The 22467-nt window shown below is 48.0% G+C and carries 26 protein-coding genes and 2 tRNA genes; 24 read left to right on the top strand and 4 right to left on the bottom strand.

Going from position 1 to position 22467, the window contains the following annotated elements:
• From ACSR9A_RS22725 to ACSR9A_RS22690, 8 genes are all read left to right on the top strand, one after another.
• Nucleotides 1-2931: an ABC transporter permease gene (locus tag ACSR9A_RS22725; RefSeq protein ID WP_473759647.1), complete on the top strand. Its 2931-nt coding sequence runs from the start codon at nucleotides 1-3 to the stop codon at nucleotides 2929-2931.
• Between the two features lie 5 nt (nucleotides 2932-2936).
• Complete coding sequence (locus ACSR9A_RS22720; RefSeq protein WP_341282212.1) at nucleotides 2937-3821, top strand: ABC transporter ATP-binding protein; 885 nt, start codon at nucleotides 2937-2939, stop codon at nucleotides 3819-3821.
• Nucleotides 3822-3827: 6 nt separating this feature from the next.
• Nucleotides 3828-5414, top strand: coding sequence for an ABC transporter substrate-binding protein (locus tag ACSR9A_RS22715; RefSeq protein ID WP_473759645.1), 1587 nt, complete (start codon nucleotides 3828-3830; stop codon nucleotides 5412-5414).
• Nucleotides 5415-5540: 126 nt separating this feature from the next.
• Entirely contained in the window at nucleotides 5541-5705 is a 165-nt protein-coding gene (locus tag ACSR9A_RS22710; RefSeq protein WP_172455662.1) for a hypothetical protein, read from the top strand.
• A 149-nt stretch (nucleotides 5706-5854) separates the two neighbouring features.
• Nucleotides 5855-5931, top strand: a tRNA-Ile gene (locus ACSR9A_RS22705).
• Between the two features lie 21 nt (nucleotides 5932-5952).
• Nucleotides 5953-6038 (top strand) — tRNA-Leu (locus ACSR9A_RS22700).
• Between the two features lie 144 nt (nucleotides 6039-6182).
• Nucleotides 6183-7184: a tyrosine-type recombinase/integrase gene (locus ACSR9A_RS22695; RefSeq protein ID WP_473759644.1), complete on the top strand. Its 1002-nt coding sequence runs from the start codon at nucleotides 6183-6185 to the stop codon at nucleotides 7182-7184.
• A 129-nt stretch (nucleotides 7185-7313) separates the two neighbouring features.
• Nucleotides 7314-7922, top strand: a complete 609-nt coding sequence (locus tag ACSR9A_RS22690; protein WP_473759643.1) for a hypothetical protein — start codon at nucleotides 7314-7316, stop codon at nucleotides 7920-7922.
• Between the two features lie 160 nt (nucleotides 7923-8082).
• Here ACSR9A_RS22690 and ACSR9A_RS22685 read toward each other — a convergent pair whose 3' ends face one another.
• From ACSR9A_RS22685 to ACSR9A_RS22670, 4 genes are all read right to left on the bottom strand, one after another.
• Entirely contained in the window at nucleotides 8083-9066 is a 984-nt protein-coding gene (locus ACSR9A_RS22685; protein WP_473759642.1) for a tyrosine-type recombinase/integrase, read from the bottom strand.
• Nucleotides 9067-9990: a tyrosine-type recombinase/integrase gene (locus tag ACSR9A_RS22680; RefSeq protein WP_473759640.1), complete on the bottom strand. Its 924-nt coding sequence runs from the start codon at nucleotides 9988-9990 to the stop codon at nucleotides 9067-9069.
• A gap of 214 nt (nucleotides 9991-10204) precedes the next feature.
• Nucleotides 10205-10828 carry a hypothetical protein gene (locus ACSR9A_RS22675; protein WP_473759639.1) on the bottom strand — a complete coding sequence of 208 codons (624 nt, stop codon included), beginning with the start codon at nucleotides 10826-10828 and terminating at the stop codon, nucleotides 10205-10207.
• A gap of 48 nt (nucleotides 10829-10876) precedes the next feature.
• A complete protein-coding gene (locus ACSR9A_RS22670; protein ID WP_056041561.1) occupies nucleotides 10877-11113 on the bottom strand; it encodes a helix-turn-helix domain-containing protein in 237 nt (78 codons plus the stop codon).
• Nucleotides 11114-11255: 142 nt separating this feature from the next.
• Between ACSR9A_RS22670 and ACSR9A_RS22665 the strand changes: the two genes are divergently transcribed.
• From ACSR9A_RS22665 to ACSR9A_RS22590, 16 genes are all read left to right on the top strand, one after another.
• Complete coding sequence (locus ACSR9A_RS22665) at nucleotides 11256-11489, top strand: hypothetical protein (protein ID WP_473759637.1); 234 nt, start codon at nucleotides 11256-11258, stop codon at nucleotides 11487-11489.
• 130 nt (nucleotides 11490-11619) lie between these two features.
• The gene (locus ACSR9A_RS22660) at nucleotides 11620-11757 is read left to right on the top strand and encodes a hypothetical protein (protein ID WP_473759636.1); all 138 of its coding nucleotides are present in this window, start codon (nucleotides 11620-11622) and stop codon (nucleotides 11755-11757) included.
• A gap of 16 nt (nucleotides 11758-11773) precedes the next feature.
• On the top strand, nucleotides 11774-12130 hold the full coding sequence (locus ACSR9A_RS22655) for a hypothetical protein (protein WP_473759634.1): 357 nt from the start codon (nucleotides 11774-11776) through the stop codon (nucleotides 12128-12130).
• A gap of 556 nt (nucleotides 12131-12686) precedes the next feature.
• Nucleotides 12687-12986, top strand: a complete 300-nt coding sequence (locus tag ACSR9A_RS22650) for a hypothetical protein (protein ID WP_473759632.1) — start codon at nucleotides 12687-12689, stop codon at nucleotides 12984-12986.
• A 66-nt stretch (nucleotides 12987-13052) separates the two neighbouring features.
• Complete coding sequence (locus ACSR9A_RS22645; protein ID WP_473759631.1) at nucleotides 13053-14471, top strand: TOTE conflict system archaeo-eukaryotic primase domain-containing protein; 1419 nt, start codon at nucleotides 13053-13055, stop codon at nucleotides 14469-14471.
• A gap of 98 nt (nucleotides 14472-14569) precedes the next feature.
• Nucleotides 14570-15052, top strand: a complete 483-nt coding sequence (locus tag ACSR9A_RS22640; protein ID WP_473759629.1) for a hypothetical protein — start codon at nucleotides 14570-14572, stop codon at nucleotides 15050-15052.
• 100 nt (nucleotides 15053-15152) lie between these two features.
• A complete protein-coding gene (locus ACSR9A_RS22635; protein ID WP_473760232.1) occupies nucleotides 15153-15374 on the top strand; it encodes a helix-turn-helix transcriptional regulator in 222 nt (73 codons plus the stop codon).
• A 100-nt stretch (nucleotides 15375-15474) separates the two neighbouring features.
• Entirely contained in the window at nucleotides 15475-15870 is a 396-nt protein-coding gene (locus ACSR9A_RS22630) for a hypothetical protein (RefSeq protein ID WP_473759627.1), read from the top strand.
• Nucleotides 15871-15883: 13 nt separating this feature from the next.
• Nucleotides 15884-16075 carry a hypothetical protein gene (locus tag ACSR9A_RS22625; RefSeq protein ID WP_473759626.1) on the top strand — a complete coding sequence of 64 codons (192 nt, stop codon included), beginning with the start codon at nucleotides 15884-15886 and terminating at the stop codon, nucleotides 16073-16075.
• Nucleotides 16076-16566: 491 nt separating this feature from the next.
• Nucleotides 16567-16974 carry a S1 domain-containing protein gene (locus ACSR9A_RS22620; protein ID WP_473759624.1) on the top strand — a complete coding sequence of 136 codons (408 nt, stop codon included), beginning with the start codon at nucleotides 16567-16569 and terminating at the stop codon, nucleotides 16972-16974.
• 420 nt (nucleotides 16975-17394) lie between these two features.
• Nucleotides 17395-17997, top strand: coding sequence for a hypothetical protein (locus ACSR9A_RS22615; protein WP_473759622.1), 603 nt, complete (start codon nucleotides 17395-17397; stop codon nucleotides 17995-17997).
• Nucleotides 17994-18593 carry a hypothetical protein gene (locus tag ACSR9A_RS22610; protein WP_473759620.1) on the top strand — a complete coding sequence of 200 codons (600 nt, stop codon included), beginning with the start codon at nucleotides 17994-17996 and terminating at the stop codon, nucleotides 18591-18593. The genes ACSR9A_RS22615 and ACSR9A_RS22610 overlap by 4 nt, the downstream gene beginning before the upstream one ends.
• A complete protein-coding gene (locus ACSR9A_RS22605) occupies nucleotides 18593-19105 on the top strand; it encodes a hypothetical protein (RefSeq protein ID WP_473759618.1) in 513 nt (170 codons plus the stop codon). The genes ACSR9A_RS22610 and ACSR9A_RS22605 overlap by 1 nt, the downstream gene beginning before the upstream one ends.
• A complete protein-coding gene (locus tag ACSR9A_RS22600) occupies nucleotides 19102-19488 on the top strand; it encodes a hypothetical protein (RefSeq protein WP_473759616.1) in 387 nt (128 codons plus the stop codon). The genes ACSR9A_RS22605 and ACSR9A_RS22600 overlap by 4 nt, the downstream gene beginning before the upstream one ends.
• A 1-nt stretch (nucleotide 19489) precedes the next feature.
• Entirely contained in the window at nucleotides 19490-21349 is a 1860-nt protein-coding gene (locus tag ACSR9A_RS22595; protein ID WP_473759614.1) for a phage tail tape measure protein, read from the top strand.
• A 74-nt stretch (nucleotides 21350-21423) separates the two neighbouring features.
• Entirely contained in the window at nucleotides 21424-21717 is a 294-nt protein-coding gene (locus ACSR9A_RS22590; protein WP_473759613.1) for a phBC6A51 family helix-turn-helix protein, read from the top strand.
• Nucleotides 21718-22467 lie beyond the last annotated feature (750 nt).

Here is a 22467-nt window from a genome sequence, read left to right as displayed (position 1 = left end):
ATGGGAATACCTCTACTGCGATTTTTGTTCCGCAAAATGTGGAACACCCGTTGGCTGACGTTTAGCGCCTTGGCAGGTCTGACGATTGCGGTTGCTTTTGCAACCAGCATCCCGATGTATGCGGATGGGGCACTCAAGCGCGTAGTCGCGGCTTCGCTCAAAGAGAAGAGCACCGGCTTGCCGGCAGGCTCGCTGCTGATGCGGTATCAGTCGCCAGGTGGCCAGACAACCGATCTTTCAGCTTTGACTGAAGTCGACCGATACATTAAAGAAGATGTACCGAATGAAATCGGGTTTGCTCATCAGAACTTTGTTCGCAGCTTGTCGCTCCGCGGCGCCGATGTCGTGCCAGAAGACCCGACCAAGGTGGATGCGAGCCGTACTCGTCAGATGACACTCATGTCCATGACAGAGCTGGAAGGCAAAACCGAAATGATGCAAGGACGCTGGTTTACCGACAAGGTCGATAAAGACGGCGTGATGGAAGCGGTCATGCTTGAAGAAGCGATGTACCGCAATGATGTTCATATTGGGGATGTATTCGAATACCCGATTTATAGCGGACTGAATTTAACGCTGCGCGTCAAAATCGTCGGAGCTGTCAAGCCGCTGAATGACACCGATCCTTATTGGTATCAAGGGCTTGAAGGACTGATGAATACGCTCCAGATTCACGAAAATGTCTTTTTGAAGACGCTGCTGGAGCAGCAAAAAATTCCACTTAACAATGCAAGCTGGTATTATGCCTTCGATTTGTCTCAAGTGCAGACGAGTCAGCTTTCGCCGCTGGGAAGAACGCTGGATCGCTTAAATATTGAGCTTTATCAGCGTTTGACGGACACGAAGGTGGAAATTTCATTTGCCGATACGCTCATTGAATTTAAGCGGCAGAGCTTGCAGCTTCAGACGCTGCTGTTCACGCTCGCAGCTCCAATGCTTGCAATGGTGTTTTATTTTATCGCGATGAATGCCCGGCAGTCCCTTGATAAGCAGCGAAGCGACATTGCGGTACTCCGCAGCCGCGGCGCTGGAACGAGGCAAATCATTTGGATTTATTTGCTGGAGGGCTTGCTGCTTGGGGCGATCGCTTTAGTATGCGGTCCGTTCCTCGGCTGGTTTATGGCGAAAAGCATCGGTTCAGCCAATGGCTTCCTGTCCTTCGTCAATCGGACGTCCATCCCTGTCGGCTTCTCGACAGAGGCGATGATTGCTGGCGTGGCTGCCGTTGTGCTGGCGCTGCTCTCGACCATTATTCCGGCGATTATTTATGCCAGATCGTCGATTGTAAGCTACAAGAGAGATCTAGCCCGTTCGGACCGCAGTCCGTTTTGGCAGCGCTGGTTTATCGATGTTTTGCTGCTTGGCGCAGCGGGATATGGCTGGTACATGTTCAATCAGCGCCAAATGCTGACCTTCCAGACGGGACTTACGACGGATCAGCTTAATGTGCAGCCGTTTCTGTTTTTCGTGCCGGCTTTATCGATTTTCGCAATGGGATTGTTTTTCCTGCGGTTGTTCCCGTGGCTGCTCAAGGTGTTTAACTGGCTGGGCCGTAAGTTTTTGCCTGTTCCGCTTTATTTAACACTTACCCAGCTATCGCGTTCTTCCAAAGGCTATTACCCTTTGATGATTTTGCTCGTACTGACACTTGGGCTCGGTGTATATAATGCATCTGCTGCCCGTACGATTGATTTGAACTCGACGGAGCGTACGCTGTATAAATTCGGCTCGGATGTCGTCATTCAAACGGTGTGGGATGGTACGCCAGAAGTCAAATATACCGGAGGAAACAATGGAAACGGCGGCGGCAATGGCGGCAGCGGTGGAAATGGCTCCGGCGGTGGCGGGTCGTCAGGCGGCGGCTCTGGTGGTGGAGCTGGCGGAGGGTCCGGCGGCGGTGGAGGCGGTGCGCAGCAGCCTGTGCCTACGCGCATTTTGTACAGTGAACCGCCGTTTGAGCTGTTCCGCAAAATGGAAGGCGTTGAAGCTGCAGCACGCGTGCTGCAAACGAAAGGGAATATCGTCGTATCGGGACGCTCCATTGGTCAGGGCACGGTGATGGGCATCGACAATGTCGATTTCTCCAAGGTAGCTTGGTTCCGCAATGACTTGTTCCCCACACATCCGTTTACGTATTTGAACTACTTAGGGATGTATGAGCAAGCGGCGCTTATTCCAACTGGAGTAGCGGAGAAATATCAGCTTAAGCCGGGAGATACCATGTCGGTTGGCTTTACCGAAGGCAAGCTGGATTTTGTGGTTGTAGGCATCCTGCCTTATTGGCCGACGCAATATCCGGATCAATCGCCGTTCGTCATTACGAATCTCGATTACATTTACGATCAGCTTCCGATTATGCCTTATGAGGTTTGGCTCAAAATGAAGGATGGCGCCAAGGTTGCGCCGATTTTGGAAGAGCTGCAGAAGCAGGGCATTGATGTCGCTACCGTCAAGGATGTACGCAATGAACTGATTATCCAGTCCAAGCTTCCGACTCGAGGCGGCGTATTCGGAATTCTCAGTCTCGGCTTCCTCGTATCCGTCATCGTTACATTGACAGGGTACGTGCTGTATTGGTTCTTTAATCTTTCAGGACGGGTCGTGCAATTTGGCGTACTGCGGGCGATGGGGCTGTCACGCAGGCAGCTTACGGGCATGCTCATGCTGGAGCAGCTGTTTACAGCGGGACTTTCCATCGGTCTAGGCGTTATGATCGGCAAGCTGACGAGTATACTGTTCCTGCCATTCCTGCAGACGGCGGAAAATGCGACAGAAACGGTGCCGCCGTTCCGCGTCGTCTTCGAAGCGAAGGATACGAATCAGCTGTTTATCGTCGTCGCTTTCATGATGATTACTGGAGCGCTGCTGCTCTTCCTGCATATTCGCAGGCTGCGAGTGCATCAGGCGGTTAAAATGGGAGAGGAGCGCTAACAGCTATGATCGATTGCGAAGGCTTAGTCAAAATTTACAAAACGGACGATCTCGAGGTTGTCGCTCTGCAAGGTCTTAATCTTAAAGTAAACCCAGGCGAGCTAATGGCGATTATCGGGAACAGCGGAAGTGGGAAGTCGACGCTGCTCAATATTTTGGGCGGCCTCGATCACCCGTCTGCGGGCCAAGTCAGAGTGGGACCGTGGGATTTGCTGAAAATCAACCCGGACGATCTCGTGAAATACAAGCGGGAAACGGTCGGTTTTATCTGGCAAAATAATGCCCGCAACCTGCTGCCGTATTTAACGGCGCTGGAAAATGTCGAAATGCCAATGATGCTTTCGGGCAAGGTCGACCGGGCCTATGCCAAGCAGCTGCTGGAATGGGTAGGGCTCAAGGAGCGAATGAACAACAAGCTCCATCAATTATCCGGCGGGGAGCAGCAGCGGGTCGCGATTGCCATTTCCTTGTGCAATCGTCCGCAGCTGCTGCTGGCGGATGAGCCGACGGGATCGGTAGATACCGCAACGTCGGATCTGATTATGAATATTTTTCGCAAGCTGAACCGGGAAATTGGCATTACGATTGTCATTGTTACCCATGATCTTTCACTCGCGGGAAAAGTGGACCGTGTCGTTGCGATTCGCGACGGCTTGACGAGTACCGAGTTCATTAAGCGCAATCCCAATATGAATACGGTTGGGGGTGAGGAAGAGCATTCAGGCAAAGGACTTCAGGCTGTGCATGAAGCTTATGTCGTCGTAGACCGGGTGGGAAGACTCCAGGTGCCGAAGGAATATTTAACCGCACTAGGCATAACAGATAAAGCGACAATGGAGTTTGATGGTGAGCGAATCGTCATTTCGCCGCCTAAATCATTAGGGGGGTAATATAGGATGGAGAAACGGTTGTCTAATAGAAAAATGATTAAAAAGTGGGTTGTTGTCCCTGCGACACTGATGGTGGCGACATCGATTTTGGCAGCTTGCAGCGGCGGTGCCCAAAGTACAGCAGAGAAGCATGTACTTCGTATTGGTGTACTATATGGCGGAGCAGATAATGAACCGTATTTCCGTTCGCAATATACCGATACGTATGAAATGATGAACCCAGAGATCGATTTTGAAATCGTAAGCGCGATTGACTACTCGGATATGCGCTACCAGACTCCAGACGAGAATGGCAATATCGATCAGCCAGATCCGTATGCGAAAATGAAAGATATGCTGACAGGCGATAATCCTGTCGATGTTGTGGTATTGGATTACAGCATGCTGCGCCGCTTGGTGCAGGATAATTTGCTGAAGCAGCTTGATCCATTGATCAGCCAAAGCAAATTCGATTTGACTGATTATGTGCCGACTGTCATTGATGGCATTAAATCTGCAGGCGACAACAACATTTATGCGCTGACGCCAACGTTCAGCTCATCGGCTCTTTTTTACAATAAAAAGCTGTTTGAAGAAAATGGCGTAGAGCCTCCTACTGACAATATGACCTGGAAGGACGTTATGGACAAAGCTCGTCTTGTGAGCAAGGGAGAGGGCGCTGACCGTAAATATGGCATGACCTTCAGCCGTTGGAACGGCGGCGATTTCAACTCCGATATCCAAACCTACAGCTCGGCGCTTCAACTGAAAATGTGGGATGATAAAGGCGAGAAAATGCTGGTCAACACGCCGCAATGGGAAAATGTATGGAATACGGTCTCTGGCTTGTACAGAGAAGATGTTGTGCCGGACCAAGAGGATATTAATAAAATCAATGAAGCGTCAAATAAAGAAGCTGCCGATGGCAACTACGTTTATAACCCAACGCAAGGCGATTTGTTTGCTAGTGGCAAAGTTGCCATGACGATTTCGGACTTCTATTATGTCAATGAGCTGAACAATACGATGAACAATGCATCCAAAATTAAAGACTTTGAAGCATTCGATTGGGATGTCGTCACTTATCCGACCCATGAGGAAGCACCAGGCATTGGCGGTGCTATTTCCTTTAGCCAGCTGATGGGGATTAATAACAACGCTCAGAACTCCGAGGATGCTTGGAAATTCATTCAATTTACAAACAGCAAGGAATGGGCGGAAATGAAATCCCGCAGCACGTATGAGCTTGTAGCGCGCAAGGAGTACCTGAAGCCTAAAAACGGCATGAATTACAACATTGATGCGTTTACTTCCCTTAAACCGATTCCGCCGCAAAGCGTGGATACCGAGCAGCTGTACCGCGACAAGCCGGGCATTTGGGAAGCGCAAAATGCTTCTTATGAATTGTTCCAGAAGGTCATTAAAGGCGATATCACTTCGAAGGAAGCGCTCGCTGAGTGGGAAACGAAGGGCAATGCTATACTTGAGAAGATTAAAAAACAGCCGGCTAAGACAGATTCCTCCAAGGCGGCTGAGAGTGGCAGCACGGATGATGCCGGCACGCAAGTAGAGGAAGAAGGAACAACAGCAACAGAAGTACCAGTAGCACGCTAAAAAAGAACGTCCCGTATGAGGCCTGAAATGGCTTTGTACGGGACGTTTGTTTTTGAAGGTGTAAAAGTCGATGCATTATTGTATTTGGCCTTTATTGGGTATTCTAAGGAGTGAGGAGGGATACCAATGAGGTGGATCTATTGGGTTCGATTATATGAGACAAAATTTCAGGCAGGCTGCCTGGTACGGAGAATGGAAAATGACTGGTGGATCTACGGCTACGAATGTCCGCAGGAGGTCGAGGTTTTTCGCTCCAAGCGGGGACGTTACGGCGTGAGATTTTTGATTTAATTCAAAAGATTAAAAAAATGAAGAAAAATGCTTGACTTCACTATCTCATATATTGTATATTAATTCATGTCGCCATTTCAAATTGATGCGTTGTACGAATGGAATATACAGCCGCTTTCTATTAAATCGTCTTACTAGACGTTTTATGAGGGCCCTTAGCTCAGTTGGTTAGAGCGGTCGGCTCATAACCGATTGGTCGGGGGTTCGAGTCCCTCAGGGCCCACCATTGTACACCTCAATCTATTATGCCGGGGTGGCGGAATTGGCAGACGCACAGGACTTAAAATCCTGCGGTAGGTGACTACCGTACCGGTTCGATCCCGGTCCTCGGCATACCGCTTTAAATCACGGTGGCTTTACGGTGTCTGTACGCATCCTGCACGAATACTGCGATGCTACATTCACGTAGACCTGTGCGCCTGCTCTTCGTAATATTCGTTTCATTAACGAATTTTGCGAAGTGGAGGCGTTTTTTATATGTCCGAAAATAGTAAGAAAGGCCGCAGTCGTCGCGTTAATCTAGCGTCGGCTGGCGGCGGTAAATCTCCGATTCAATACCCTGCGGAATCCCTCGATTTAGACGCAGCTATCACGTCATTTATCCGTTACTGCCGCATTCGGAACCTCACGCAAGATACGCTCAATTTTTACCGCGATACTCTATTAGAATTAACGCGGCAGCTCCAAAAGCAAAACGTTGAGAGACCGATAGATATCGTGAAGGATACGATTATGATCGCGCTAGAAACGAAGCGAAGCACGCCTATTAAACGCGGTAAGGCGGAGACGCCCGCCGATGCGACGATGGATAAACTTACTCGAAGTTGGCGCGCCTTCTTTAATTGGATGCATTCCGAAAGCTTCGTCGAAAGTAATCCCTTCGTAGGATTAGGCAAGGCGAAATCTGAACGCAGCATCATAGAAACGTTCTCAAACGCGCAAATGAAGTCGTTACTGAACGCGCCTAATCGTTCTACGTTTACAGGTCTCCGCGACTATACGATTATGCTAACGCTGCTAGATACGGGTATACGCATATCGGAGCTTGAAGGTATCAGCCTTCATCACGTTAATTGGAGTGATCGTACGGTTAAGGTTTACGGAAAAGGGCGTAAAGAGCGGCTCGTTCCGATATCGCGCGCGTTAGAAAAGGCGCTTCGTAATTACAGCGAGGTTCGCGGCGTGCTGGATTGTGACTCGTTATTCGTAAATGTCGATAACAACACGTTCAAAGTTCGCGGCATTCAACAAGCGATTAAACTCTACGGCCAGGATGCGCGGATTAAAGGCGTGCGGGTATCGCCGCATACGTTCAGGCACACTTTTGCGAAAATGTACATTATGAACGGTGGTGACGCGTTTAGCTTACAGAAAATACTCGGACACACGTCGTTGGATATCGTCCGAATGTACGTAAATCTTTTCGGTACGGATATCTCCGAAAAGCACGATCGGCATTCGCCGCTAGAGAATCTATAGGATACGGATTGTTACCGCAATTTCCTTCGGGCGATTGCGGCTTCTTTGCGTTGATTTTCATTGTAAAATTCGACACTTCTTGCGATAATATACGTATTACATATAAAGGAAAACGTAGGGGGTTGTGTTTTGAGTAAGAATTACATTTTATTAGCTGTATTATTAGTTATTACCGTTATACTTTTCGGCTGCGCAAAAAACGAGAATATAGAAGAGGCGTCGCCTAGTCCCGAAAATCAGTCGATCATGTTTTCGTCTTCTAGTCCATCATTGGAACCAAGCGTAGAACCTACGCCTTCACCTAGTCCAAGCCCAACGCCTGAAATTGGACCAGCGGTACTCGGAGCTGAAGCGGCAAGTTTCGATAAGGAGTTCGGAGAACGCGGACATGACGATGGAGAAGGAGTTACATGGACATACGATGACGGTCGGATATTCTGCCTAGGCTACGATTATACTTGCGTGAACCTTACGATTGTATTCGACAGAATTCCATTAGAGGACGCTTTGGCGGAATCATTAACCATGTCGCCAGCAGACGCGGTAGAGGTATCCAGGAGCGATAAAACCGATGACGGAATTACGTACACATACGTAGTTTATAAGAGCGAGATGTTAGCCGCACAATACGAAACGGATAGTTTCGGTGATTCCGAGCCTGGTACGTTTTTAGTCATACTTAAAGCGGATAAAGACGGAGTGTTTTCGTCGATACAGGCGCTAGGCAATTATCCGTAAACTACTGTGAAAGACGAGCCGCGCAAGGAGGAAGCGAATAGGCTGGCGAATGTGCTGCGTGTGGCTAGCGGACAGGAACCGCAGTGACGAGACATATAAGGCGCTTACGTAAACCCTACGGACTTAATCCGCTTGGGCGTACGTAAGCGCCTTTTTTCGTTTACCTGAGCCGCGTAAGTGGCGAGAATTTTGCGTGCTGCTTACGTATATGTTCTTCGTCGGCTCGCGAATAACTTCGGGTTGTCTCAATATCAGCATGCGCGACTATACGCTGAAGCGTCATTATGTCACCGCCGTTAAGTAGATACATCGTACAGAAGTAACTGCGGAATTGGTGCGGGCGCGATAGTTTAGGATCAACGCCGGCCTTGGCGGTATGTTCGCGTAGTCTTTTACGAAAATGATCTATCTTAAGGGGGAGGCCGTTTTTTGCTATAAAAAGATAATCTGAATCGTAGTGTTCGCGATTTGTTTCGATAAGCTTGTCAATCTCTGCTAGTGACTCCGTTGATATAGGGACACGGCGACTCTTACGGTTCTTATTCATAGATGCCGGTAGGTATATGGAGCAGGTTTCGTGATCGATCAAATCAGTGTTTATTTGCAAGGCCTCATTAATACGGAATCCACCGTCCACTAGAAGCAGCATTACAGTACGATCGCGGAATCCTGCGTGAGTTGTAATATCCGGAGCTGCGAGAAGCTTCCGCACATCGTCATCCGTAAAGGTCTGCCGTTCGTCTACGTCGACGCGCGGTTTTTTGATCGTTTTGACCGGATTAACTTTAATCATGCGTTCATTCGTCCAGAAAATAAACATCGTTTTCATCGTTTGTATCCGCGAAATAACGGTGTGCGTGGAAATTTTACTTCCCTTTACGATCCTATGCGGTATGTCGCTAAACTTAGTCTTATTGTGCATATAGTTGATGTACTGGCGCAGTAAAACGGAAGTTATTTCGTTAATGTACTGTATATCGGCATGTTCACTCCGTAGCCATTCGCGAAAGTACGCCCAGTGGCTCCGGTAATTTTTTAATGTCTGACCACGTAATGCCTCCGCTTGTTTTGCGTTATAAAAAATGATGAACGCGTCGTCTAAGCTATAAGCCGTAGTTTCCGAGATATCCCCGTTAGTAGTCATCTAAGTTACCTCGCCTATTTTAATATTCTCCACCGGTGAAAAGGACTTATGCGCGTCTCGTACTTCGCTGCTGAACAGATTAACGTACGTCAATACTTGGTCCATCGTACTGTGACCGAGGATAGATTGCAGCGCAAATAAATTCGCTTTATTTTGTACGCTGAGTCTGGCGAACGTATGCCGCATTGTGTGGGGCGAGCAGCGAACGTTTACAATCCCCGCTGTTTTACCGTGTGTTTGTATTTGTTCGTGGACGGCGCGCCGATCGATAGGCCTCTGATTTCCGCGCTTAATGAAAAGGGTACGGTGAGGAACGTCGCCGCGCCGATGAATGTACGTGATTAACTGCTGGCGCATTTTATCCTGGAAGTAGACGAAGCGCTCGCGGGCACCTTTACCGTTAATCTTAATAGACATGACGCTCCAATCGATGTCATCGAGTGTAATTTCGCATAATTCACGTACGCGTATGCCCGTTTCTAGGAGAAGTAAGATCATAGTGTAATCACGTACGCCGCTGAACGTATTTAGCTTTGGCTGGCCGAGAAGGGCGAAGAGCTGCTGGTTCGTAAAAGTGTTAACGACGGTACGCTTAACCTTAACCAACGATATTTTTTTGAATGGGCTTTCCGGCAAAAGCTCTTCCTTTACGAGATAGTTAAACAAAGCGCGGGCGGCACGTAGTAGGCAGTTAATTGTTGTCGGCTTTAACTCTTCTTCTTCCATGAGGTAAAAGATAACGTTCTCCTTCAGAACACGGTACGTTATCGCGGCTGGATCGGTCGATAATTGTTGTATCTCTAAAGTATTGCGCAGCTTCAGAAACTCACGATAATAGAACTCCAACGTATGCTTGCTTAAATTGGCGTACTTTCTATCACGTAGGAACAATCGAACAGCGTCTTCAAACGATAACTCTCCCATTTAACCGCCTCCTCATATACTGTCCTCTCTGTATATATCGGCAAATCATCGCAATACTTTAACGCGTTACTGTGTTAACGAGGAATGCGCGTATTTATAACGAAGCTTCAACGCGACCCTGGCGCAAATTGACGCAGTTTAAAAACAGCAAAAAACCGCCCATTTTAGTGAGCGGCTGCGGTATTAATATATTTTACAATCATTATGAACATATTTAGGTAGCATTCTCTGCTAAACAAATTAGCCTCTCTAAGTAGTTCAAGTAGGCTCGCATAAAAATAGATCTAATCTCAGTATATGTAGCGCGGATCATGATGGAGTTACCTTTGGAAATGTTCTGGATAGTAAAACTGTCCGAGGACTCAAGTGGAAAGTAGAAATAGATGTCTCCTTCATGGGTAAAGCTATTTCTCAAAGAGTAGAATACCGAAGCAATATCCTCCATATTGAAATTCTTTATTTCAAGGGTGGGTTTAATGTTCTCTATGAGAAACTTTTGGTCGTCTGCTAGTACGTTTTCTTTAAAGAACCTTTTAATAATTCTGTGCTTTTTATCCCCGCTACTTTCACTAGGAATATAACAGACGGACTCTATACAAGTTATCCAAAAGAAAACGTGAACATTATGACTGCCTGTTGAGAGAAGTTTATCGGAATATGACATCAACCTAGAGATATTATTTACTACTCTTCTAGGTGCTAATTCTGTTAGATTTTCATCCGTGTCAATCGTGTAATCGACAGTGAATTTATAACATCTATCCATTAAATCTCTCGCTTTGTCAGCGTCTTTGTAGAAGTCTGTATAAAAATCTAAAATCGCTTTATTGTACTCCATTTATCAATTCCTCCCCAAATAAATAAATAAATAAACCGCTCCCGTATTCTATGGGTTAGCGGTTTTGTTGTAGTACTCCAGCACGTCTTGAAGTGTGTGTTCGGTACCTGTCATTTGTGTTAGTGTTTCAATAATTTTACTTAAAGTATCTAGGTCGATTCTTTTCGTTTTTCCTTCGCACATCTCATAAATGAAATTTGGGCGAACTTTAGCCTCGCGGGCTAGAGCATTTTTTGTAATGTTATGTATATTGAGTGTTTCTTCTAACTTAATTTTTATCGCCAATATGACCACCTCATGCTATTGATTATACCGTATTGTTAATCGTTTGAAAAATACTTGTTGACGTTTATCATTAGGCGTTATATACTTTCGTTAATCAATAGACGATAAACAATTAACGTTAAAATTAGGAGGTTTCATCCGTATGTCTAAACAACTGAACGCTACGCACCGTATTCGCTTCGTACTCCGCACCGACGGGCTTATCTTTGCTTCCATTCTTGACCGCCCATCTCCGCTATCGTTCTTGTCCCAGCCCGCTTACTTTTTCCGCATCACCGGCATATCGAAGCCTAAAACGATCGGTACTGTTCGCGTAACCGACGCGCAGCTTCGCCAACTCGGCCTTATTCCGCAGAAAGGAGGCGTCGCAATATGATTCTTGCTTATCCGAATATCAACGAAATACCGACGCCAGTTCGACGCAGAAAAACGCGTCTTGTAATCCGTATTATTGCCGAACTCGCGGCTGAAATTGCTTTCGCGATTATCCGGAGGTGCTTTCCGTAATGACAAACCGCTATAGTATTCGCGCTATCTATCACGGTCCTGCGTATTGGCTGAAGGGAAAGCGACGCTTTATGGACGATAGTGGCCTATTCGTTATGCACGAAGGCGAGCGCCGTTATCTGAAGGTGTTCCGATGAAAGAGAGGGCCGGTCTATGAAGCCTATCACCGTAATTAACGGTCCGTATAGCGAAGGAGGTTCCGTCAAAATAGAGCGCGCCTATCTCGTTTCGCCTTCGATTGCAATGTACGTTTCTGACGGCAACCTCTGGCTCGATCGCGTTATCCCCGTACCAGGCCGTTTATACGAAACGTACGTCAGCGACGTGGGCATTATCTTGACGGAGGAAGCAAGTGGTGACGCTGAATCGCTTATAACCGCTATGTACGCCGCGCTCCGCAGCATGGACGCGTTCGAGTTCGTGGTAACCGTACTATTAGAAATCGGTATCGATCTCAATTGGATACCGTTACCGCCTGACGAGGCTCCAACGACAGGAGCCGAAACCTAGCGCTTTTAATTAGCGCAATGGTCGCGGATCGTCGTTTCTGATGATTCCGTAAATTTAACCGCCCATCCAGGTCGCTTTACCGTCTGAGTAGCGCTAACTGCTCGGGTAAGGATACGCGGCAACGTATCCGCTGTTCTAAAGTCCGTACCGGCTGAAACCGGATCGCTATGCGGGCCTTGTTTTACCGCCGCCGTAGTTTAGGTGGAATAGCGGCAACTATTTCGGCTACTCGGCGGCTCATCGATTGTTCGCGAAGCTTTGACGGCGGCAAACGTGATAGCTTCGGCTCTTATGATAAGGCGCTCATTAACGGAGGCAACCGTTGAATGGGCGTCTTTTCTATATAATACGAGGGAACGCATGTTTGGTTTCGGGGAATTCGAATTTTTTTTTGTGAAAAGTGTGCGAAATCGAATCGGCAAACGACTATGTAAGTGTACGTCGTAATTAATTCGCATAAAAGTGTGCGAGACCGGTCCGGTAGACGTTACTACAATATAGGCCGCGAACTCTTCTGCTCCATAATAAAACCAACCAATAAAGGAGACGATCAACAATGTTAAAAATGAAAACGATAAAAGCCGGTTATGCAGTATACATTCCCCGAAACAACGACACAGGGCGCGCAATCATTGAGCGGTTTTTGAATAACGGAATTGAGTTGGGTGTCCGGCCGCTATCGCAAATGGGGCTGCGAGTTACGTCGCGCGATCCTCAACTAATGGTTGAAGCGCTAAAAATCGTCGAGGAGTGGCAGCGCGAAGAATTAGCGGAACAAGTTGCTTGGAAGTTTGCGGACAATGCTCCTGTTTACGAAGGAAATGTGGTTAGTCTCTTTAGGCGGGGAGTCAGATGAGGTTGGGAGGAATACTATCATTTTAAATGAGGGTATTCGAGGGAAGGCGGGGAGTGTGATTAGACAATGCAACGCGTCATAGACAGGCTATTCGATCTATACCTTATTCAGCATTATCATTACCTTATCCAAATGTTCGACGGTAGCTATATAACGCGAAACGATACCCGCAGGCCGCTGCGCCTCCATCACTTACAATGTCACCTCAACGGAAAACGTCCGATAGGCACGTTCGCGGGCGCTTACCTCACGAAGTTTATCTGTTTTGACGTAGACTACCGCGATCCAGCCGTCGCCAAGTGGGTGACATACAAGCTGGCCCATACATTAGACGGAGTAGGCCTTCATAATTACGCGATCTCGTATAGCGGCTCTAAAGGGTATCATGTCGAACTGTTTTTCGACAAGGCGATTAGCCTCGAATCCTCGCGCCAAGTTTTTAGCCTTATTATTGCGAGAGCGGATTTATCCGGAGCTACAGGCGGTGAGGTCGAGTTTCGTCCGTCATCGACGCAAGGAGTGAAGTTGCCGCTCGGTGTTCATCAGAAAACAGCGGCATTTTGCGGTTTCTGCGAGATTGGTGACGGCTTACGTGTGATGGACCGCGACGAATCAATAGCGTATTTTCTTGCGCTGAAGAAAACGGATCATGCGAACGTGTTGGCTCTGATTGCGGAAGATCGGGCGTACGAGAACCGGGACGCCGCCGATATGGAGGACGCAGTGGGCCGACATAAACCACTCGCTACATACGACCAGTCCGAGAGTTATACGCTGGCTCATGCAGCCAATCGTTTTAACGAAGGAATGACGGGGCCGGGCCAGCGCCATAAATCGTTTCTACTGCTAGCGCGCTTAATGAATCATAACGGAGTTGAGCGGCCAGAAGCGTTAAGTGCAGTAACGGAATGGTTCGCATGGCAGGACGCGCGGCTCTATACATCAGATTGGGCGTATTGTATGCGAGACTTACGGGAATGCGTAGACTACGTATACGATCATGATAAGACGTTGTTAACGGAGCAAAATCGCGATTTGACCGTCTCATTTAACGAAATTGACACGATAATTAGGCGCTGTCCAGGGAAGGCGCAAAAGGCGCTGACTTACGCGATGCTAATTCATTCAAAGCGGTGGGCGAACGAGTCCGGAGTTTTTTATATGACATCAGCGCAAATGGGAGAGGCTGCGGGCATAGATGCAAGGACGGCGCGGCGGAAGATAGACGAACTCGAAAAGATCGGAGTTATCGCCATTATAAGTCGGAATCAAGCGCAGAAAGGGACGTTCAAGAAGAAGCCGAACCTTTACCGGATGAACTTAGGCGGCGAAAGTTTGGACAAACGTAGTTACGAAGCTGGTAGCGGTGATTTTAACGCGTGCATTAGGCACTTCTATTCCGAGCAGGAGATAAGAAGACTATTACCACGGAGGCAGGGAGTAGCATTACTTACAGAGTATAAAGCATCCTTAGTTAATAAATAAACCTATTATAGGACAAAACGTACACATCTATCGCATTATCTTTATTCGTCAAATATAGCATTCAATTAGTCAAAGGTCAACTTAAACAGGAGGTACTTATGAACAACGTAGAGCCAGGCGCAGGAGCAATCGAATATGCGAAGGAACTTGTATCCGGTATGCCCCGCGAGCAAGCAGCGTTAACGCTAAAGAAGCTATTCGCCAGCCTGCCGGACGATAAACGCGTTAAAAGCTGCGGCTATTGCCAATATCCGTTTCGCGACGATAGTCTTCGCAATACAAAGCAAACGTGCTGCCAGCAATGTAAAACCGGAGTTAAAACGATGCAACGTAGGCAGCAGCGCGCGGACAAGCTGCTACTCGCGGGAGTTGTACCGAAGAAAAAGAAGGCTACGCTCATCAATAATTACGTTTGGTGGCTTGAATATCCGTTTTGGTCGAGTGAATATGTAATGCTTCAGCTATCGTGGAAATACGAGACACCGCTCAATGTAGAGAAAATTGACTTCATACACGGTCAACGGCTCATTTACGGCGAAGGCAACCGTAAAAAAAGAACTCAGGAGGAGGACGACGTTTAAAGTGGCGACAAAAAGGTATAGGTGTAGGGAAATAACAAGCCCTGCAAAACTTACTTTGTTTTTATAAGTGACATTCTAAAGCAGAAGGGAGCATGTGTATATGGATTCGACGGCGGTAAGGGCAATACGAATAAAATTAGGGTACACGCAAGAGCAATTTGCCGCGAAGATTGGCGTTAGCCGCTCGCTTGTGGCTAGCGTTGAAACTAATCTACGTGCGGTCAGTCTAAAGTTACAATTCAAGATAGCGCAGTTTGTAGGCGTTAGCGACGAAATGTGCGAAGCAATTGATCGGGCTCGATACTCCGATCGGCTTTCGTAATTTGAAGGTCTTACAGCCGGACTATAAACGGTTGGGAATACGCGGGCTCCAATACGATAAGGAGGCAGACCGCAGCGCTCCGCAGCGAGGAAGATCGGGAATGGTAACCGTATCTGCTAACGAAGAAGGATATACGCTTATTAACTACGCGGAAGGCAAGCGGCCGCTGAAGATTGTTACCTACCGGATCGATGACGAAGTGTACGACGGCTATTTCTCGGAGATCGTCCGGTTCGTAAAGGCGGAAGCAAATGCGCCTTCACACGTCATCAAAATGGAAGAGTCGAAGTTCTTCGCGCTTGCCGAGCGCCTGGCGACGGTCTTCTGTAAAGCCTATGCACCGACGCGCAACGCTGGTATTACGAAGCCGGAGATTCGCGCGGCAATCTTGTTCATACTGTACTCCGGAATTGAAGCAGGCCGCTATCCGGACAAGTTTACGATGACAAACACGACGCTTGTCCAGCTAGGCGGTGAATATCATGCGCACCACTAACCGGTTGTGGCGTATGGACAGCGATAGCCTGGCCGCTTATGTTGAGGACCGCGAAGTAATCGCGAAGATAAGACGCAGCTATCCGGACTTTACCGAAATGGCCCGCTATTACCGCGAGGGTAGTCTAATCGCGATTCAGTACCGAGTCCCGTCGAAAAGGAAGCGTTCTGCGCGAAATCTGCTCGGCGTTAACGTAGATCGCTAAACGCCAAATTAACCGCATAGTAGACGTTGCAAGCGCGGGAGGTGTAAATACCTTCGGGGCTTCTTTAGCGCGCCTAAAATGCGGCAGAATCAGCGAAAAGCGTACCAAATACGCACCTATTTCGAAGGAGGTCCGATGTGAAGCAACAACGCGAAGATACGAGTTATTGCGGTTACTTAAACGCGGCAAAAAGCTGCTCATTGATAACCGCTATGGGCAAGGCGGATACACGCTGCAAGCTATGGCGCGGTGAGGATTCGATTGCGTGTCGATATCTTAGCACAATAGCCAAGCGGAGGAGGTAAGCGCATGTTATTCGTTTCCAGTATCGAAAAGCTACCGCCTAACGGCTACCAACGCCTTGTTACCGTTGTAAGTATGGATACGGGAGATGTGGCAGGAACGTTAATCTACGGGGATTCCGTGAGTGATGCGCATATCCGGCGTTTAGCTCCGTCATTGATTAAAAAACGAAGGGGAGCAAGTAGAAAATGAATAGAAAGCAAACGAATACGAAACCAGTAGCGTCATTAAAGAGTTTTGCCCATCGCCAGTATGAGCCGATTATGTGGCCGGAGAATGACGAACTTACCGGAGCTGCGATCGAGTTTATCGGACCGTCGCTCGGTAAGTCACCGCGAAAGCAAGCGACTGAGCGTAGGAATCCGGATTATCAACCGGTCAGCTCGTCCAAGCATACCGATAAGGTTCGCTATTACAACGCGGAAAAAGGATTCGGCAAGATCGGAGAGGCGCGGCTTTTCTTTCACGTTAGCGCGGTTGTGGATGGAAACGCATCATTCATTCGCGATGGAATAACGGTAGCGTACGAAGAAAACGTAGACCGACGCGGCCGACCATGTGCCGTAGACGTGCAGCTCGTAGAGGTATCACGCTAATGCGGCCGCTTATCGTAGTGAACTTCGAGTTCATTGAGGCAACGTCGTTTGTAGTAGCGTTGTTATACGATGAAGCAGGGCAGTTTCTAGACGAGATAATCGTGCCAGGAGGCGACACAGATACTGCAATGCGAACTGTCTTGCGTCTAGCGGAATCTCACCACATATACGCCCCTGACGTTTGGACTGCGGATAGCGGAATTTATTTAGAAACGCTAACACGACCAGGGATGCTCGGAGTTATAAAGCATCCGTCAGACGTTAAGGAGACGCGCAGCCATATCAAACAGAATGCGGAAATACTGCGTGATTTGTACGAGATTCAACCGCTAGAACCGAAGCAGAAGCCGCCAAAATGGCGCGCTTTTTTAGTGTCGGCATGTAATAAGCTTACTAAAAAACTAAAAGGGGATTTTGAATATGAAGTTTGAATTTCTAAAGGAATATGCGGAGCAACAGGCGACTAGAGAGCAAGAACATGACGAACTAATTAGGCGTGAAGCGGCTGCACTTGAAGAAGTACATTCACTAAAGGGGCAATACGAAAAGGTAATTCGAGAGTCATTAGTGGCTGGGAAAAATTCTACGGAAGAACTCGATGAACTGCATACCCGCATTGAACAGGCAGAGAGAGTGTATAGCCGCCGTCTACAAGAACGGCAATTGTACCATGTTGTTATACCGGAGAAAATTACATCCGATGACATACTTCGTAGGTTTAACGAGGATTTTGGACCGGCATATAAGGAAGCGAAACTAAATCCAGTTTATAAGCGATTACTGGCGGTCAAGCAGGAGTTTATTGACGCTGTTATGGATTATCACGAAGTACTTAATAAATTTAGGCAGGAAAAGTACACGACTCGCTTAACAATTGGGGACTCGTATCAATATCGACTTAAAGACATTGAACACCAAACAAGTGCGGAAACGCTTCATTATTTTATAACTGAGTACGACTTAAGAAGCCTTGCGAGCGGCCAGCGGCCAGAATTCAATCCAAAAAGAAAGTTTGACCGATGACGATAATGACCGCGAGTAAATTGGAGCGCCTGCGCCTCGAAGCGAAATCGTCTGGAAGTTCTCCGCACAAGATGGCGAGGTATGCAACAGCCAAGCACGATTTTGAGGCGCTGACTAAGGCGCTTTTTGACGACGGAGACAATCCATACGCCAGCTGTCCTTCAGACGAGTACCTCCGCAAGTTGGAAGATCGCACTAAGGAGACAGGTTCCGAAGAAGACGCTGCCCGTTACGAGTTAATGAAAGATCAACGCGAGCTATTTGACGGTAATCCGCAGCAGTACCGCGCAACTGTCTATGAACTACGCCAGCTTGTCGAAAGCGGAGCTAAGATTACGCAGCAGCACGTAAAAGAGACCGGTGTATTAGCTGCGGGGTATCCGTCGATCGACAATCGCGTTCTATTCTCGGCAATGAAACGGAAGCGCCAGGAGCAATTAGCTGGCGCAGCTCCGGTTGAGGTCGATAAGCCGGCGCCAATTACGGAAGCTGACGTCGAAGAAGCACAAGCAAAAGCAGCACTAAGCGGCCGTATAGAGGACCGAGTTAAATATGCCGATTTGAAATGGAAATTATCCGAACAGGGGGAAGCGTAATGAAAATCGAAAGAAAGACGTTTAGCGGTATGGGACATGGAACTGTTCCAATTGCGGGATGGCCTTATATTAGATTAACCGGAACAGTTGAAGCTCTAAGCTATATCCGTGAGGATGGTACAAGTCATCTTCACTTTCTACCGCAAGGAGCCGAGTATATTCATCTTAACGTACCGATTGATAATACTGAGAATAAAGCACTGGTAGGTGTATATACAAATTCCTCTTACGACACTTGGCGTTTTGACGTGTCGAACGTCGCTCCATCCTCGTTGGATCAATCGTCAGCGCAATTCTCCATTCTAGATAATGGACAAATTGCGGTTACTGGCGACGAAGACGTCATTTATCGCGGCCAGGACGTTGACCTTAGTACAGTTTCTATCGCGGGCATTCGCGTCAACATGGACGAGCTTGCGAAACTGTATCATGCGGCAGCGTTGTCGAAGTCCGCAACAGATGCAGCGCGTTACCTTAAATTCAAAGCAGCGGTGGAGGCGATTATACGATGAAGAAGACGGAGGAACAATTATACGCGGAGGTATCACGCATTACTTCCGCGCTCAATCCTTACAACGGGACGTATTTCCGCCTGTGTGGAGAGGCGCTGTTTAACGGTGAAATGACACACGCACAATTCGCCGATAAAATGCGCGTTGCTGATGCTGTATTCGCGGGTGTTATTACACAGCTCCGCAGCCTGCGCTTTCCGAAGACGAAGCAGCGGTCGGCACTTACGAAGTTTCTGAGCGGATTACAGGCGCATAGGAACGGAATAGCATCTGCGGCTAGTGCGAATTGGGAGACTGCTGACGTACATTTTGATCGGGCTTTGGCTTTAGCTAGAGAGTACACCGGCTTTGTATTCCGCGATCGTATGAAAGGAGCGATATAGAATGAGTTTTGACATTACGGCTAGTCTTCGATTAATAGATAACGTCTCTAAGCCAATGCGTAGCATCACGTCTTCACTAGCGGGTGTGGCGGGTAGGTTTGGCGCATTATCGGCGGCAGCAATCGGCGTATCCGGCGCGTTTGCGGGCATGTCGGTCTTGACGGACTCATTTAAAAAGTCGATGGACTTTGAATCGCAAATGCTTTCAGTAAAGGCTGTAATGGGCGGCACTAACGAGGAAATGGCGGATATGCAGTCACTAGCGTTGAAGATGGGCGCAAGTACGAAATATAGCGCCATGGAAGCCGGACAGGCGATAGAAGAGTTGCTGAAGGCCGGTATGGAATCGGCGACGGTCGAAGCAGGCGGCCTAGAAGCAGCGTTAAATCTCGCAACTGCTGGCGGACTCGGATTGCAAGAAGCCGCCGAGACGATGGCAACGTCACTTAACGCGTTCAAGAAAGACGGTTTGAGTGCCGCCCAAGCATCGGATATACTCGCGGGAACAGCTAACGCAGGCGCAACGTCAGTCCATGAAATCAGTTACGCGCTCGCCTCGGCTGGTGGAGTAGCGGATATGTTCGGACTTTCCCTCCTTGATCTGAATACCGCGATCGGGATTATGTCCAATGACGGACTTAAAGGCGGATCGGACGCGGGTACAAGCTTCAAGTCGATGCTTATGTACTTGCAGCCGCAGACGAAGAAAGCCACGCAGCTATTTAAAAAGCTAGGCATTGGCGTAGGCGAAGCCAACAAGTTCTTTGAAGACGGAAAAATCAAAGATATCGGCGGGATTGCGGACGTACTACAAAAAGCGTTTAAAGGGTTTTCCGAGCAAGAGAGAACCGACTTAATGCTGGAGATGTTCGGTACGGATGGCGTCAAGGCTGCGTCCTCTATGTTTAAAGCGGGGTCCAAGGGGATTAAGGAGTTTCAACGAGAACTATCGAAAACGACCGCACTAGACGTCGCCAAAACGAAAATGGAAGGTGCGGGCGGCGCGGTAGAGCAGTTTAATGGCGCGCTTGAGACGTTGCAGATATCTGCCCTAGCACCGACGATGCCGATCATACGTGATTTCGCTTTATCAGCCTCGGACATGATCGAAAAATACTCACCTACGATAACAGCAGCCGTACAGAAAGCGGTCGATAACGGTAAGAAATACGTTGCCGACAACTTTACGAACAATCCGGAGTTTCAAAAGTTAACGAAATTTGAAAGTAAAGTAGAGTTCGTATTCGATACCGTTAAAACTTCATTCGATAAGTGGTGGGCAGAGTCGGGAGAGGCGGTATTTAAGGGATATTCGGAGAAGATAACGAGTACGTTACTTGCTTCGCTGGAGAACTCTTCCAGCCAAATTGCTAGTATCGGTTTGAAGATCGGCGGAGGCTTGGCCGAGGGAATCGCGGATGGTATGCGTAAATCGAAATCGACAAGTTGGATTTTCAAAGGGATAGACATAGGTACTCCTGAGATAGCTCAAGAACTATTGTACAAATATGCAGACTTGGACGTTGGGACGAAGGGTACTCCGAAACAACAGCGAGAAGAAGACAAGAATATCTTTGAGAACTGGTTTTATGAGTCAAAGGGTATTACGCCAAAGAATACCGGCAACGCGGAGTCATTCGCTAACCGCTTCTCCACGCAAGCACCGACGCAACAGAACATCACGAACAACACGCCAGTCGCGATTACGCTAAATATGGGCGGCGTCACTGTCAAGGAAGAAGCGGACGTAAACAAAATTACGGATGAGTTGCAGAGGAGGCTATTCGCAGCGTTTAACGCCACCGGTAAATCAGGAAGCAGCAGCCGTGGAGCTGCGCCAGGAGGGCCGATACAAAACTAATACGCAATACAACGGAGCATCGGCGGTTTGTTTACGCTGGCGCTCCGTTTATTTCTGTTTACGGAGGTGAATACGTGCAAAAACGAAGGAGAAAACGGAAGAAGCGGCCGCTAACGGAAATACAACAATGCGCTATCGAACTGCTCGCGATAACTCGGGGAGCTAACTACGAAGATATTGCGAAGGAACTCGGCATTAGTGTCCGCACGCTTTACCGTTGGAGACAGCGTGAAGATTTTGATGACGCACTTAATATCGCGATACAGCGACATTTAAAAAAGCTTCGTATGAAGTCGAAGTCGCCGACAATAGCGCAGATACTTTCGGATGAACGGTACATGGGGCTCATAATTAGTACGATAATGTGAGGCAGAGTCGTGTTTTAACGGTAATAGGCGAAATTAGATAAAAGGAACGTGAATCGGCGTAGATACGGGCTTTTCTGGCGTTAATTATACGTCAAAAGGTGTCCGAAAATTACACTTTTACGGAATTTTCCTGCAACCGCGTCCAGGTGCGCGCCCTTCCGAAACTTTTCATGTAACGTTGGCGCTAATAATTACGCAATGAGCCGGAAATAGCTGAAATCCCTTGTGTATCAACGGATAGCAGCGATTTTCTGGCGTTATAATCCGCGAATTTTATGTCCTAAAAAGTTACGTACGAGCAACATCGGGGGGGGGGCGCGCAGGGCTTCCGCACTTGCAAGCGCCTCTCTCCGGGCAAGGCTCCGAAATCTCACGGGGTCACAGTAGCTCCTGCGCCTGCATAACGATGCATAAAACGTGCATAAACGGTGTATAAAACGTCTCTGAGCGGTTCGGCAGGCGGACGAAAACGTAAGAATCCAGTAACGGCGCGGGTTTGCGGCGATTAGACTATTGCGTAAAAGGCGGCTTTTGTGTACATGCCAACGCATTAATGCGGTGAAGCAACGTAGACCCCCAAGGCGGTGGTCAAAAGGCGCTAAATCAGGTGTATCTAGTTTCCGCGCAGTTTTTAAATCTTAGGAGGTATGGGAAGACAAGAGTGAATGACAAGCGTAGTCCGTCCGTGGTATACTTCGTCTCATTAACGTTAACGCGTAGGCATACGACAAAAACGCGCTCACATATCCG

This window comes from Paenibacillus sp. R-74696 (assembly GCF_055814915.1).
This window is presented reverse-complemented; position numbering and strand designations above follow the sequence as displayed.